General features: G+C 60.6%; 16 protein-coding genes. 2 read left to right on the top strand and 14 right to left on the bottom strand.

Annotated features, from left to right (window positions below; translation table 11 throughout):
* Positions 1-7: 7 nt before the first annotated feature.
* The 12 genes from FB597_RS17025 to FB597_RS17080 all read right to left on the bottom strand — a co-directional run bounded on the left by FB597_RS17025 (position 8) and on the right by FB597_RS17080 (position 9,624).
* Positions 8-1,084: a MucB/RseB C-terminal domain-containing protein gene (locus FB597_RS17025; protein WP_370454715.1), complete on the bottom strand. Its 1,077-nt coding sequence runs from the start codon at positions 1,082-1,084 to the stop codon at positions 8-10.
* Positions 1,044-1,724: a sigma-E factor negative regulatory protein gene (locus tag FB597_RS17030; protein ID WP_144770182.1), complete on the bottom strand. Its 681-nt coding sequence runs from the start codon at positions 1,722-1,724 to the stop codon at positions 1,044-1,046. The genes FB597_RS17025 and FB597_RS17030 overlap by 41 nt, the downstream gene beginning before the upstream one ends.
* Positions 1,725-1,802: 78 nt before the next feature.
* On the bottom strand, positions 1,803-2,405 hold the full coding sequence (gene rpoE / locus FB597_RS17035; protein WP_050466386.1) for an RNA polymerase sigma factor RpoE: 603 nt from the start codon (positions 2,403-2,405) through the stop codon (positions 1,803-1,805).
* 93 nt (positions 2,406-2,498) lie between these two features.
* A complete protein-coding gene (locus tag FB597_RS17040; RefSeq protein ID WP_144770183.1) occupies positions 2,499-3,005 on the bottom strand; it encodes a protein YgfX in 507 nt (168 codons plus the stop codon).
* A 55-nt stretch (positions 3,006-3,060) separates the two neighbouring features.
* Positions 3,061-4,302, bottom strand: a complete 1,242-nt coding sequence (gene fabF, locus FB597_RS17045) for a beta-ketoacyl-ACP synthase II (RefSeq protein WP_141915922.1) — start codon at positions 4,300-4,302, stop codon at positions 3,061-3,063.
* Between the two features lie 34 nt (positions 4,303-4,336).
* Positions 4,337-4,576 carry an acyl carrier protein gene (gene acpP / locus FB597_RS17050; RefSeq protein WP_006463505.1) on the bottom strand — a complete coding sequence of 80 codons (240 nt, stop codon included), beginning with the start codon at positions 4,574-4,576 and terminating at the stop codon, positions 4,337-4,339.
* A 164-nt stretch (positions 4,577-4,740) separates the two neighbouring features.
* On the bottom strand, positions 4,741-5,496 hold the full coding sequence (fabG, locus tag FB597_RS17055; protein WP_141915924.1) for a 3-oxoacyl-ACP reductase FabG: 756 nt from the start codon (positions 5,494-5,496) through the stop codon (positions 4,741-4,743).
* Positions 5,493-6,425: an ACP S-malonyltransferase gene (gene fabD, locus FB597_RS17060; protein WP_144770184.1), complete on the bottom strand. Its 933-nt coding sequence runs from the start codon at positions 6,423-6,425 to the stop codon at positions 5,493-5,495. The genes fabG and fabD overlap by 4 nt, the downstream gene beginning before the upstream one ends.
* 87 nt (positions 6,426-6,512) lie before the next feature.
* Positions 6,513-7,499 (bottom strand): beta-ketoacyl-ACP synthase III, encoded by a 987-nt coding sequence (locus tag FB597_RS17065; protein ID WP_144770185.1) that lies wholly within the window; start codon positions 7,497-7,499, stop codon positions 6,513-6,515.
* A gap of 16 nt (positions 7,500-7,515) precedes the next feature.
* Entirely contained in the window at positions 7,516-8,619 is a 1,104-nt protein-coding gene (gene plsX, locus FB597_RS17070; protein WP_141915930.1) for a phosphate acyltransferase PlsX, read from the bottom strand.
* A gap of 222 nt (positions 8,620-8,841) precedes the next feature.
* Positions 8,842-9,024: a 50S ribosomal protein L32 gene (rpmF, locus tag FB597_RS17075; RefSeq protein WP_006463510.1), complete on the bottom strand. Its 183-nt coding sequence runs from the start codon at positions 9,022-9,024 to the stop codon at positions 8,842-8,844.
* A 102-nt stretch (positions 9,025-9,126) separates the two neighbouring features.
* Entirely contained in the window at positions 9,127-9,624 is a 498-nt protein-coding gene (locus FB597_RS17080) for a DUF177 domain-containing protein (RefSeq protein WP_141915932.1), read from the bottom strand.
* Positions 9,625-9,807: 183 nt separating this feature from the next.
* On the opposite strand from FB597_RS17080, the gene FB597_RS17085 reads away from it, so the two are divergent.
* Positions 9,808-10,455 (top strand): Maf family nucleotide pyrophosphatase, encoded by a 648-nt coding sequence (locus FB597_RS17085; protein WP_141916100.1) that lies wholly within the window; start codon positions 9,808-9,810, stop codon positions 10,453-10,455.
* On the opposite strand, the gene FB597_RS17090 is transcribed toward FB597_RS17085, so the two are convergent.
* Positions 10,452-10,658, bottom strand: coding sequence for a DUF1289 domain-containing protein (locus FB597_RS17090; protein WP_141915934.1), 207 nt, complete (start codon positions 10,656-10,658; stop codon positions 10,452-10,454). The genes FB597_RS17085 and FB597_RS17090 overlap by 4 nt on opposite strands.
* A 518-nt stretch (positions 10,659-11,176) precedes the next feature.
* Positions 11,177-12,382, bottom strand: a complete 1,206-nt coding sequence (locus FB597_RS17095; RefSeq protein WP_141915936.1) for an HPP family protein — start codon at positions 12,380-12,382, stop codon at positions 11,177-11,179.
* A gap of 178 nt (positions 12,383-12,560) precedes the next feature.
* Here FB597_RS17095 and FB597_RS17100 point away from each other — a divergent pair, with 178 nt between their 5' ends.
* Positions 12,561-12,986, top strand: coding sequence for a MarR family transcriptional regulator (locus FB597_RS17100; protein ID WP_141915939.1), 426 nt, complete (start codon positions 12,561-12,563; stop codon positions 12,984-12,986).
* Positions 12,987-13,108 lie beyond the last annotated feature (122 nt).

Consider the following 13,108-nt stretch of genomic DNA (forward strand, 5'->3'; position numbering starts at 1 on the left):
TTCTCTTCTATTTGGTTTTTAGCTCGATCGAATCAGAAACCTGGCGGATCGCGGCAGCAGGTACTTCCCCCACCACAGTCAGCCAGTAATCGCCTTGGCGCCGGCCGACGATATTCAGCGCTCCTTGCTGGATTGCCCCCTCATTACGATTCTGGCCGCCAGCTTCGATAAACACCGAAATGGCTGCCAGTCCGTCGGAAAACACAATCTGCGATACTTCACGCTCGGCCGCCCGGCTCTGGGCCGGCGACGCAGCCTCGCCAGCCGTATCGGAAATCAGCCTGCGCACTTCCTGGATCTTGCGAAATCCCGGCGGCGGCGTGACGTTCCAGCCCGACAGGTCAACCGAACTCATCGCAGCCTTCTCAATGCGCCAGCCACGCGTATCGGCATAGCTGGGACGTATCCGCGCACGGTCGATCGGGCCGATTTCAATCTGGGTAAAGGAAATCTGCTCGACGACGTCCCCCTTGCCGTCCAGCGTCTGCGCCCGCAGCAACAGGCCGGAACTCTTGTCGGCCCAGAAGCGGTAACCATAACGCAGCTTGTCCTTGGGCTCCAGCACGATCGCCTGGCAATCCCGGCCGGCCACCCGCTCATCCCCGCCCATGCTCAGATTGTAATGGTTGACCAGGTCTTCCGGATTGGCACCCAAAATGGCGGGAAAAACATCGCGCGTGACGCGTTTTTCGACCAGGACCGTCTTGGCGTCCGGAATGTAGCAGGCGACATCATCGTTGTTGCGGAGATATTCACGCGGCTTGCCGTCCAGCACTTCGAGCTTTTCCAGTTCGCTCTTGCCGGCCAGGATGTGCGTAATGCGTGAAGTACGCATCTGGCTGGCTTGCTGATAGACGAAAGTCCCCGAGTAGCTGAGGCGCTGCGCCGCGGACTGGATCTTCTTCAGCTGTACCCGGGCTGCCTCCGAGGAGGCCGATGGCGCCGTGGCCGGTGGTGGCGTACTGTCCGCAGCTTGGGCGGACAGTACGAGTAAGGCGGAGAGGAATGGAAGTAGCCTGAGCAAACGCCCTGTTCGCCGCATATTATTTATCGGCGCCAACCGAGAAGGCGGCAGAACGTGCATATTGCGCCGAACTGTACGATGGCGAGAAGCGCTGGTGGGCGAAGAGGTAATCGTCAATGCGCGGATCGCGCTTGACTTCACCTTGCTGGGCCAGCGTGCTCAACTGGGTGACGTTTTGTGCACCGTCTCCCGCCGCGCCGCCAGCCGACACAGTCGAAAGCGCCGACGGCACGATGACCGGCGCGACGGCGACCTGCACCGGGGAAGCCCCGGAATCGGCAGTCACGACAGCCTGCTGCGGCATCGCCACGAATACGGCAGCCACGACAGCGGCAGCCGCGGCGGCGCCCGGCAGGAAAAAGCGGTTCCGGCCACGCGGGCGCACCGCCTGGTGATCGCCGTTGGCAGCCACGGACGACACGGCAGCAACCGCCCTCGTCACGTCCGCAGACGCCTGGGGCGCCACGATCGCAGGTTCCGCGTCCAGCAAAGCGCTCATTTTGGCCGAAAAGCCGGCACTCAACGAGATGTCCATTTCTTCGGAGCGCAGGACATCCCCGATCTGGTGGTAGACCTCCCAGGCTTCACGTCCATCTTGCGACGAACGCAAAGCCGCGAGGGCAATAGTCATCTCTTCAGAACTCAGCTCGCCATCGGCAAGCGTAGAGATCTGTTCTCTGGTTGTTACTTTGGCATCCATAAGCAGTCACCCGGCAAAAATCTTAGTTCCATACCCGCTTTATTATTTTGCTTCTTATCAACAACATTGCCAGCAGCGTCACCAGCGCTTGTCTGCTGCCGTATCCAGCAACGGACGCAACTTCTCGGCGATTGCCTCGCGCGCACGGAAAATCCGGCTGCGCACGGTGCCGATCGGACAATTCATCGCATCTGCAATCTCGTCGTAGCTCAACCCCTCGATCTCGCGCAACGTGATGGCAGTACGTAATTCTTCCGGCAATGCCTCCATCGCCACGTTGACCGTCTGCGCAATCTGCTTGGTGGCCAACATCGACTCAGGAGTGTTGATGTCCCTTAGGTGATCTCCATCGTCAAAAGTTTCCGCTTCTTCAGCGTCCGCTTCCGTAGAAGTTGGAGCTCGCCTTCCCAAAGTGACGAGATAATTTTTCGCGGTATTGATGCCGATGCGATAAAGCCAGGTATAAAAGGCCGAGTCGCCGCGAAATTGCGGCAGCGCGCGGTAAGCCTTGATAAAAGCTTCCTGCACTACGTCCTCGGCCTCCGCCTGGTCGCGCACGAGCCGCGACACCAGGCGCATCAGCTTGCGTTGATACTTGACCACCAATAGCTCGAACGCCTTCTTGTCGCCACGCTGGACGCGCTCAACAAGCAGCTGGTCTATTTCGCGTTCTGTCGTCAAACCGGATTCCTTGTTCTTTTATCGCCTTGTTTTTCTGTGGCTATTGCCCTCAACCAGATGATTCCGATTTGGCAATTTTCAAGCTTTATCGACCTATTTTTCCAGCATCTGGGCTTTGGCCATATTGTGGCTGATCAACCAGCGACATGCCACGGACAGCGCCCTGAATGTATCCTCGGAGACAGAGTCCGACAAGATCGGGATGGTGCGGGTCTTGCCATTTTCCAGGCGCAGGCGCAAAAACAGCATGCCAGGCCAAACCGTGGTGCCAGCCAGCAGCTGGGCCAGGCCGGCCTTCATTACCTGCGGCTTGGCCCGGGCGCTACTGCTGCTGATGAGATGCTCCACAACGCGGATCTGGCCGGTAGCGGATATATGCAGCCAGATGGTCTTGCGGCCACGCAAGACAAGATACAGTGCAACGGCCGCAGCGATAAGACAAACTGCCGCCAGCATGCCGCGCAGCGGCCAGGAAAATTGTCCCGGCAGCAACAGGCACACCGCAACGCCGATCAACGCCACGCACAGGCAGGCGAAGGCCATGACCAGCAAAAGCAAACGGGAAGGTTTGATATCCGCAGAGACTGCTATGGTCGACATAAGACGCCATCAAAATGACAAACCCGGCTTTCACCTGAAAGCCGGGCACAGCATTTTACATCTTGCCGATAACCAGTGTACCGTTGGTGCCACCGAAGCCGAAAGAGTTCTTTACGGCAATATCGATTTTCAGATCACGCGCCTGATTCGCACAATAATCAAGATCGCACTCCGGATCCTGATTGACGATGTTCATCGTCGGCGGCGAGATCTGGTGATGCACAGCCAAGACCGTCAGCACCGTTTCCAGGCCGCCGGCGCCGCCCAGCAGGTGGCCGGTCATCGACTTGGTCGAATTGACCACCATCTTGTAGGCGTGGTCACCGAACGCGGCCTTGATCGCCTCGGTTTCATTCTTGTCGCCCAGCGGGGTCGAGGTACCGTGCGCATTCAGGTACTGCACCTCATCCGGATTGACGCCGGCGTCGCGCAGCGCGTTGAGCACGCAACGGCGCGGGCCATCCAGGTTCGGCGCGGTCATATGGTAGGCGTCGCCGCTCATGCCGAAGCCCAGCAGCTCGGCATAGATCGTCGCGCCGCGTGCCTTGGCATGCTCATACTCTTCGAGCACCATCACGCCGGCGCCTTCGCCCAGCACGAAGCCGTCGCGGTCCTTGTCCCACGGACGGGACGCGGTGGCGGGATCATCGTTGCGGGTCGACAGCGCGCGCGCCGAGGCAAAGCCGCCGATGCCCAGCGGCGAAACGCTGGACTCGGCGCCGCCGGCGATCATCACGTCGGCATCGCCGTACATGATCATGCGCGCGGATGCGCCGATGCAATGCAAACCGGTGGTGCAAGCGGTCACGATGGCCAGGTTGGGGCCCTTCATGCCGTACTTGATCGACAGGTTGCCGGAGATCATGTTGATGATCGAGGCCGGGATGAAGAACGGGCTGATGCGGCGCGGGCCGCGGTTAGTCAGCTCCGCATGGGTTTCTTCGATCAGGGGCAGGCCACCGATACCGGAACCGATCATGACGCCGATACGCTCGGCATTCTCGTCCGTTACCGTCAAACCACTGTTTTCAATGGCCTGGATACCGGCTGCCATCCCATAATGGATGAATGTATCCATGTGACGCGCTTCTTTGGCGGGGATGTAATCCTCGATATTGAAGCCCTTCACCTCACCCGCAAAGTGCGTGGTGAATGGCGAAGCGTCGAACTTGGTGATGGTGGCGATGCCGGACTTGCCTTCCTTGATGGCACTCCACGTATCGGCGATATTGTTGCCGACAGGTGAAATGCACCCCAGGCCGGTAATGACTACACGACGTTCACGAGTGCGGCTCAAGCAATTCTCCTACAAACTGGGTCCAAAGCCCTTATCAGGCCTTGACTTGCGACTTGGCGTAGTCGATCGCCTGTTGCACGGTGGTGATCTTCTCTGCCTGCTCGTCAGGGATTTCCATTTCGAACTCATCTTCCAGGGCCATGACCAGCTCGACGGTGTCGAGGGAGTCGGCGCCCAGGTCGTCAACGAACGACGATTCGTTCTTGATGTCGGCTTCAGCGACGCCCAGTTGCTCAGCGACGATCTTCTTAACGCGTTGTTCGATATCGGACATATTGTTCCTCCAGAGGGATAGATAGGTTACAAAAGTGCGCGCATTTTAGCAGGTTTGCGCGGGGAAAATTTACTTTTAACTATTCTCGGCAAGATTGCGCCAAGTCCAGCTTAACTTCAAACAAAATGCGCCAAAAGGATTCAGATCAATCCCTTGGCACAGGATTAACCCATGTACATGCCGCCATTCACATTCAGCGTGCTGCCGGTGATGTAGCCAGCCTGCGGCGAAGCCAGGAAGGCCACCGCCGCCGCCACTTCTTCGGCAGCGCCCAGGCGGCCCAGCGGGATCTGCTGCAGGATCGCGGCCGATTGCTGCTCGTTCAGCGCCTTGGTCATGTCGGTATCGATAAAACCGGGCGCCACGCAGTTGACGGTGATGTTACGACTGCCGATCTCGCGCGCCAATGCACGGCTCATGCCCGCCACGCCGGCCTTGGCGGCGGCATAATTCATCTGGCCGGGGTTGCCGGCCTCGCCCACCACCGAAGTGATGCTGATGATGCGGCCGTGCCTGGCCTTCATCATACCGCGCAGCACCGCGCGCGACAGGCGGCCCACGGCGGTCAGGTTGGTGGCGATCACGCTGTCCCACTCCTCGTCTTTCATGCGCATGGCCAACTGGTCCTGGGTAATGCCGGCGTTGTTGACCAGGATCGACAGCGAACCGTAATCCTTCTGCACCTGCTCGACGATGGCGGTACAAGCGGCGGCATCGTTGACATTGAGCACCAAACCCTTGCCGCACTCCGGCTGCAGGGCGTTGAGATATTCGCTGATGGCCGCAGCGCCGGCTTCCGACGTGGCGGTACCCACCACCTTGGCGCCCTGCCGTGCCAACTCCACCGCGATGGCGCGGCCGATGCCGCGCGATGCGCCGGTGACCAGCGCGACTTGTCCTTGCAGATTCTGTGCACTCACTTGAGCAGCTCCAATACTTTTTCGAGGGACGCCTGGTCGACGATGGCTTCGCCGATCAGTTCGCCGTTGATACGCTTGGTCAGGCCGGTCAGCACCTTGCCCGGACCGCATTCGATGACATGGGTGATGCCGTCGGAGCCCATCTTCTGGATGGTCTCGACCCAGCGCACCGCACTGGCCGCCTGGCGCACCAGCGCATCCTTGATGGCGGTGGGCTCATTGAGCACCGCCACGTCGACGTTGTTGATGACCGGAATCTGCGGCGCGGCGAATGCCACATTGGCCAGGTAGGCCTGCAGCCGATCCGATGCCGGCTTGAGCAGCGACGAGTGGAACGGCGCCGACACCGGCAACGCCAGCGCACGCTTGGCGCCTTTGGCCTTGGCAATCTCACAGGCGCGCTCGACAGCGCCCTTGTGGCCGGCGATCACGACTTGCGCCGGCGCGTTGAAGTTGACGGCCTCGACCACCTCCGACTGCGCCGCTTCCGCACAGGCGGCGCGCACGTCGTCGTCGGACAAGCCGAGGATGGCCGCCATGCCGCCCTGCCCGACCGGCACGGCTTCCTGCATGGCCTGGGCGCGAAAGCGCACCAGCGGCACCGCATCCTTGAACTGGATCACGCCAGCGGCTACCAGCGCGGAGTATTCGCCCAGGCTGTGGCCGGCCACCAGCGCCGGGGCCTGGCCGCCGGCGGCCAGCCAGGCGCGGTAGAACGCCACGGCGGCGGTCAGCATGACCGGCTGCGTATTGGTGGTCAGGTCGAGGTCTTCCTTGGGACCTTCGGCGATCAGCTTGCCCAGGTCGAACTGCAATGCATCGGACGCTTCGGCCACGGTCTGGCGAACGGCTTCGTTATCGGCGAAACCATTGAGCATCCCGATCGCCTGAGAACCTTGCCCCGGGAAAACAAAAGCAAATTTTGTCATGCTTGGATTTGATTGAGGTTGGATGAAACAGAAAACGAAACGCCACCCATGAAACCGCCATGCGACGGCCCGGGCAGCGCTTCCGCCTTACATTCGGGCAAGCACGGCGCCCCAGGTGAAACCGCCGCCCACGCCTTCCATCATGACGGTATGGCCCGGCTTGATGCGGCCATCGCGCACCGCCTGGTCCAGCGCCAGCGGGATCGAAGCGGCCGAGGTGTTCCCGTGCTCGCCGACGGTGACCACCATCTTCTCAAGCGGCAGCCCCAGTTTCTTGGCGGTGCCTTGCATGATGCGGATATTGGCCTGGTGCGGAATCAGCCAGTCGATCTCGGAAGCATCGACCTTGGCAGCCGCCAGCGTCTCGCGGGCGACCTTGTCCAGCACCGACACCGCCAGCTTGAACACCGCCGGGCCGTCCATGTACAGGTAAGCGCTGCCGGCCACGGCGCCATTGTCGACGCTGCCCGGCACGCACAGGATGTGGCCATGGCTGCCATCGGCATGCAACTTGGATGCCAGCACGCCCGGCTCGCCCGATGCGCTCATCACCACCGCGCCGGCGCCGTCGCCGAACAGCACGCAGGTGGTGCGGTCCTTGAAGTCGAGGATGCGCGAAAACACTTCCGTGCCGATCACCAGCACGTTCTTGTGCGCGCCGGACTTGATGAAGCTGTCGGCCACCGACATCGCGTAGACGAAGCCGCTGCACACCGCCTGCACGTCCATCGCCGGCGAGCCGTTGGTGATGCCGAGCTTGTGCTGCACCACACAGGCCGTGCTGGGGAAACCGCCCAGGTGGTCCGGCGTCGATGTCGCCAGGATGATCAGGTCGATGTCGTTGGCCTGCATGCCGGCCGCTTCCAGCGCACGCTGCGCCGCCGCCAGCGCAAGGTCGCTGGAAAGCTGGGTTGGCTCCGCATAGTGGCGCGCGGAAATGCCGCTGCGCGTGACGATCCATTCATCCGAAGTCTCGATGCCCTGCTGCGCCAGTTGCGCGGCCAGTTCGTTGTTGGTCACGCGCTTGGCCGGCAGGTAACTTCCTGTCCCGACGATTTTGCTATAAATAGTCATACCGTTTTTTGCTCTGTTAGTTCGGTTGTTGCAGCGAGGCCTGCACCACCGCGGGCTCCGCAGCCGCGACGGCCGTCCCGGCCGGGAGCCCCTGTCCCTGGGGCATCAATTCCGCCATGCTCGCGCCGATGCGCGAGAGCACGTCGTACTTGGCGGCATCATACGCGCGGCGGATGGCCCATTCAAAGGCATACACGTCGGCGCCGCCATGACTCTTGAACACCAGCCCCCTCAGTCCCAGCAGGCTGGCGCCATTGTAACGGGAAGGATTGAGGCGGCGCGACAGCGCCTTGATCGCGCCATAGGCGATAAGCGCGCCGAGCTTGTTGATCAGGCCCTTCTTGAATTCAGATGTCAGCACGGACTTGACGAAACGCCCCAGGCCTTCCGAAGCCTTCAGCGTGACGTTGCCGACGAAACCGTCGCAGACGACCAGGTCGGTCGTGCCTTCGAAAATGTCATTGCCTTCCACGTTGCCGTAGAAGTTGAGGATACCCTTCTCATGATCCGCCCGCAGCAATCCTGCGGTTTCCTTGACCAGTTCATTGCCCTTGATGTCCTCTTCGCCGACATTGAGCAAGCCGATCGTCGGCTTGGGCTTGCCCTCCATCACCGACACCAGGGCCGAACCCATCAAGGCAAATTGATGTAAATGCTGGGGCTCGCAATCGACGTTGGCGCCCAGGTCGAGCATGTAGGTAGGGCCATCCTTCTGGTTCGGCAGGATGGTGCAGATGGCGGGCCGGTCCACGCCCGGCAGGGTTTTGAGTACGTAGCGGGATACCGCCATCAGCGCGCCGGTATTGCCGGCCGACACCGCGGCATGCGCCTGGCCTTCCTTGACCAGGGTCACTGCCACGCGCATGGAAGAATCCTTTTTGCGGCGCAAAGCCACTTCGATCGGGTCTTCCATCGTGACCACCTCGGAAGCATTGCGGATTTGTACGCGCGGCTCACCGGCCAGCTTGTACTTTTTCAACAGCGGTTGCAGTACGCTTTCCTGGCCAACCAGGATCAATTCCGCATCGGATTGACGACGGATGAAAGAGGCAGCGGCTGGGAGAGTGACTGACGGGCCATGATCGCCACCCATGCAGTCAATTGAAATTTTGATGGTCATCGATTTGATTCTGAGCCTTGCCAGCCCACATTATGAGGCAAGATCGGGCACCATTCAAAATGGCGCGCATAAGCCAGGACGCAATTGACGTACCGGCAAGCAGGCAGGCCTGCCCGCAAACACGAATGCCGCAGGCATAAAAAAGCGGCGCAAAATGAACCTCCTGGAATGGAAGCTCATTGCGCCGCTTTTCTCCAAAAACAGCAAGCTCAATAAATGAGATTACTCGTCGTTCTTGGTCTTCAGCACTTTGCGACCGCGGTAGAAACCGTTCGGGCTGATGTGGTGACGCAGGTGGGTTTCACCAGTCGTCGGCTCGACAGCCAGCGGGGGTGCAGTCAGAAAGTCGTGTGCACGATGCATACCGCGCTTGGACGGGGTCTTTTTGTTCTGTTGAACGGCCATGATTACTCCTAAACCTTAAGATTGAAAATTTTAACACACCGGGTTCAGGTTTCCATCAACCCGGCTGCTGCTGCCCGGCACCTGCCGGACATCCCCTAACAATTACTGCTTCAACTTCTTCAGCACTGCAAACGGGGAGGCCCGCTCAGTACCTTTGGCTTCAGCCGCCACACCATCCCCGGGACAGGCATCGTGCTTGGGCGCCACAGGCAGCGCAAGCAACGCCTCATCCTCGACCAGGTTGGCTACGTCGAAGGTTGCCGAACCGACGATGACATCAATCTCGTCATCGTCGACCAGTTCCTCGATCGCGTCGGCCTGTGCCTCATCTTTTGCCAGTACCAGCAGCGACTTCGAATCAATCTCGAAATGCAATGCCGTCAGGCAACGCTGACAGATCAGATTAACCGCACCCGACACTGCCAGACTAAGTCGAGCCTGTCCCAGCTTGTCGATATCGCCGGCCAGAGCCCACTTTATCGTGCCGGAACGGTCAACCGTCTCTTGCGCCAGACGACCTAATTCAGCCACCGGAATCTCGCCCTGGGCCTGCTGTTTCAGCCGGCAAAACTCGAACGCGTCGATCACAAGTGCATTCATATCCAAAGCTGCAATCCGGAAAACCTGCGATAATAACAGAAAATTTCCTTACCAGTCAAAGCGTTAGCGCGCTTTCTGCGAATTTGTCGCCTGGCTGTCGCCGCGCAACGTCTTTTCGGCCGGATTTGGATGGCAATCTTGCCTTTCCGACCACATCAATATCCGCACAACAACACCGCCGCCATGCCGCAAGACACCCCTATCGCCACACCGACACGCCTGATCCTCGGATCCAGCTCGATCTATCGCAAAGAATTGCTCAGCCGCCTCGGCCTGCCCTTCGACACCATGGTGCCGGATATCGACGAAACGCCGCATCCCGGTGAAACGCCCGATGCCACCGCCTTGCGCCTGGCGCGTGAAAAAGCGGCGGCGGTCGCGGCCAGGGCCGGCGCGGCGCTGGTGATCGGGTCGGACCAGGTGGCGACCCTGGACGGCGAACAGATCGGCAAGCCCGGCAACCATGCCAACGCACTGAAACAACTGCAGAAAATGCGCGGCCGCCAGGTCATCTTCCACACCGCATTGTGCCTGTGGGATGGCCGCCAATCCGATGCCGCCTCCGCCGCGCAAGTACGCAACGTGCAAACCCTGGTGACATTCCGCGACTTGCCGGACGCCGAACTCGACGCCTACCTGCGCATCGAGCAACCCTACGATTGCGCCGGCAGCGCAAAAAACGAAGGCCTGGGCATTGCCATCCTGCAAAGCATACAAAGCGACGACCCCACCGCCCTTACCGGGCTGCCGCTGATCGCGCTGACCGACATGCTGCGCCAGGCCGGCGTCGGCTTTTTCGGCCACCCCGCGGCACTCAATCCGGCAACTTAATAATTGCGGCGCGGATATCCCTGCGCCAGGATGCGTTGCCACACCACTTCGCGCTCCTCGGGATTCATGAAAACCCATTGCGCCACCTCATCGACCGTGCGCCCGCAACCGCGGCAGACGTCGTCAAAGGTGGTGGAACAGACCGCCACACAAGGCGTATCGGGCCGCTCAGGAAGCGGGGAAGACGGAGATGTTGGGGACATTGGACGGTTCTGAAACGAAAAACACAAGGCGCAGCCGGTCGGCGCGCAGCGCGTCAGACTGACCGCGCAACAGCCGCCATCTTACCAAGAAGCGCCCGCTCGCCGCGGACGCCATCAAATCGCCTGTCCGCGCCAAGGGAAACGGGCAAAAAAAAGCCCGCGAACCAATCGGCTGCGGGCTTGAATCCAATTTCTTAAGGAGGAGATTGGAGGAGACAGGTGCAACTATAGCGATGCGCCACCGTCGAGTCTGCTTTATTGTGGCAATAGCAGATATTCACCTTTCCAATAACTCCCGCCAGGCGCGCCTTTCAGGCCGTCACAGGCATGACGTACGCCGATGTCGTCGGCTTGGGCGGATTAACCCCCTTACGCTCGCAAGCGGATAGAACCAGCATCGTGGCGATAGCAACCGCCAAAGCACACTTTCTCACCACACCTCCCTCAAGAATATCGCATCGACAACAACGCATCGCTGGGAACCGTTCCGGGCAGAATCGCCCTCCCCGGCCACCCTGTCAAGCCGCACTGCGCAAGCCGGCGCCGGCAGATGCCGCACGCGCGGCCGCCAGATTCTTCTCATACAACGCGGCGATCATGTCGGACTGGGTCAGCATGCCCGCCAGCTTGCCTTCGGCGTCGAGCACCGGGATCTGGTGCAAGCCATCGGCCATGCGCGGCACCAGCTCCAGCAGCGGCGTATCCACCCCGGCGGAAATCACCGGCCGGCTCATGATCTGGCCGACCACTTCCGGCTTGTCCGAATGGGAAAACGGCACGCGATGCAACAGCTTGCGCAATTGCTCAGCCAGGCCGGTATGCACTTGCGCGCCGGCGTGCTCAAGAAAATCGCTGCGGCTGACGATGCCGATCACATGCCGCCCCCGGTCGATCACGGGCAACGCCCGCAGACGATGCTTCTGCAACAGTCGCCAGGCGTTGTCCAGGCTGGTGGCGAACTCCACCGCCACGACATCGCGCGACATCACCGCCGCGCAGCGCGTCTCGCCGAAACGGCGGTGATAGGCGCGCATCTCGGTTTGCATGAAAATCTCTTCCAGGTCGTCGCGGCCGATGTCGATCACCTGGTTATAGCTCTTGAGCACCTCGTCCAGGTCCTCATGCGAAAAACCCAGCCGGGTGATCGGCAATTCGTCCCTGGTCTGGTGCGGATGCGGCGCGGCACTCTGCTGGGCATGCGGATAGCGGCGGCCGCTGGCGTTGTTGAAGAACAATGCCGCCAGCAACAGCAGCACCGAATTCAAACCGACCGGCGCCAATACGAACTGATAGCCCATCTCGTGCACCACCGGCCCGCCCAGCACCGCAGTCAGGGCGACGGCGCCGCTGGGCGGATGCAGGCAGCGCAACAAAAACATCGCGCCGATGGCCAACGAAATGGCCAGCGCTGCAGCCAATGCCGGCTCCTGGACCAATTTGGCGCAACTGATCCCAATGAGCGCGGCGCTGAGATTGCCGCCGATGATGGACCACGGCTGCGCCAGCGGGCTGGATGGCACCGCAAACAGCAGCACCGCCGATGCCCCCATGGGCGCGATCAGCCAAATGGTCCGCGCTTCATGCGGCAGGATGGCATAACTCGCCAAGCCCACCAGCAGGATGCCGAACAGGCTCCCCGCGCAGGAGCGCATGCGTTCGAAGCGGTCAACGTTGTTTCTGGGAGGAATGAAACTTTTAAGCCACAGCAAGATAGAATCGGGCATATCTGATTTTCGGCGTCTTTTGTCTTTTCATACATTCAACGGCGGCGCACCGGCGAAGCGCAGCCAAACCGCAATTACATCATAAGATGATATTTATGTCTGATCCTACCTGCCATGCGGCTACCTTGCCGCGCATGCGCACCACAGACTCCATGCCCGCAGGACATGGGCGCCGCCGATGAAAAGCGCATCCCGCCTGCAGAAGGAAGACTTCGAAGCGCTCTCCGACTTCCGCTACCAATTGCGCCGCTTCCTGCGATTTTCCGAAGATGCCGCCCAAAGCGAAGGCCTCACGCCGCTGCAATACCTGCTGCTGCTGCACATCAAAGGATTCCCCGGCCGCGAATGGGCCAGCATCAGCGAGCTGGCAGAACGGTTGCAGGCCCAGCATCATGGCGTGGTGGCGCTGGTGACCCGTTGCGTGAAAGCCGGCCTGGTCACGCGCGCGCCGGATGACCGCGACAAACGCCTGGTGCAGGTGCGCCTGACCGACCTGGGAGAGCAATACCTGCAACGGCTGGCGCAGTTGCACCGCAACGAACTGCAATCGCTGTCCGGCGTGTTCCAGGTGTCGCACATCTCGGCCTTCAACGACCGCGACTGACATTGCGGCTGGCGGCAAACTGCGGTTTTCCGCAACTGATTCCGGCAAGCCATGCTGTTATGCTGGAATCCGTTTCATCGATAGGCGCAAGACAGACGCGACAAATAGGCGTGACAACAAGG

Origin of the sequence: Herbaspirillum sp. SJZ099 (assembly GCF_007828355.1) — a bacterium.
Classification (GTDB): Bacteria; Pseudomonadota; Gammaproteobacteria; order Burkholderiales; family Burkholderiaceae_D; genus Herbaspirillum.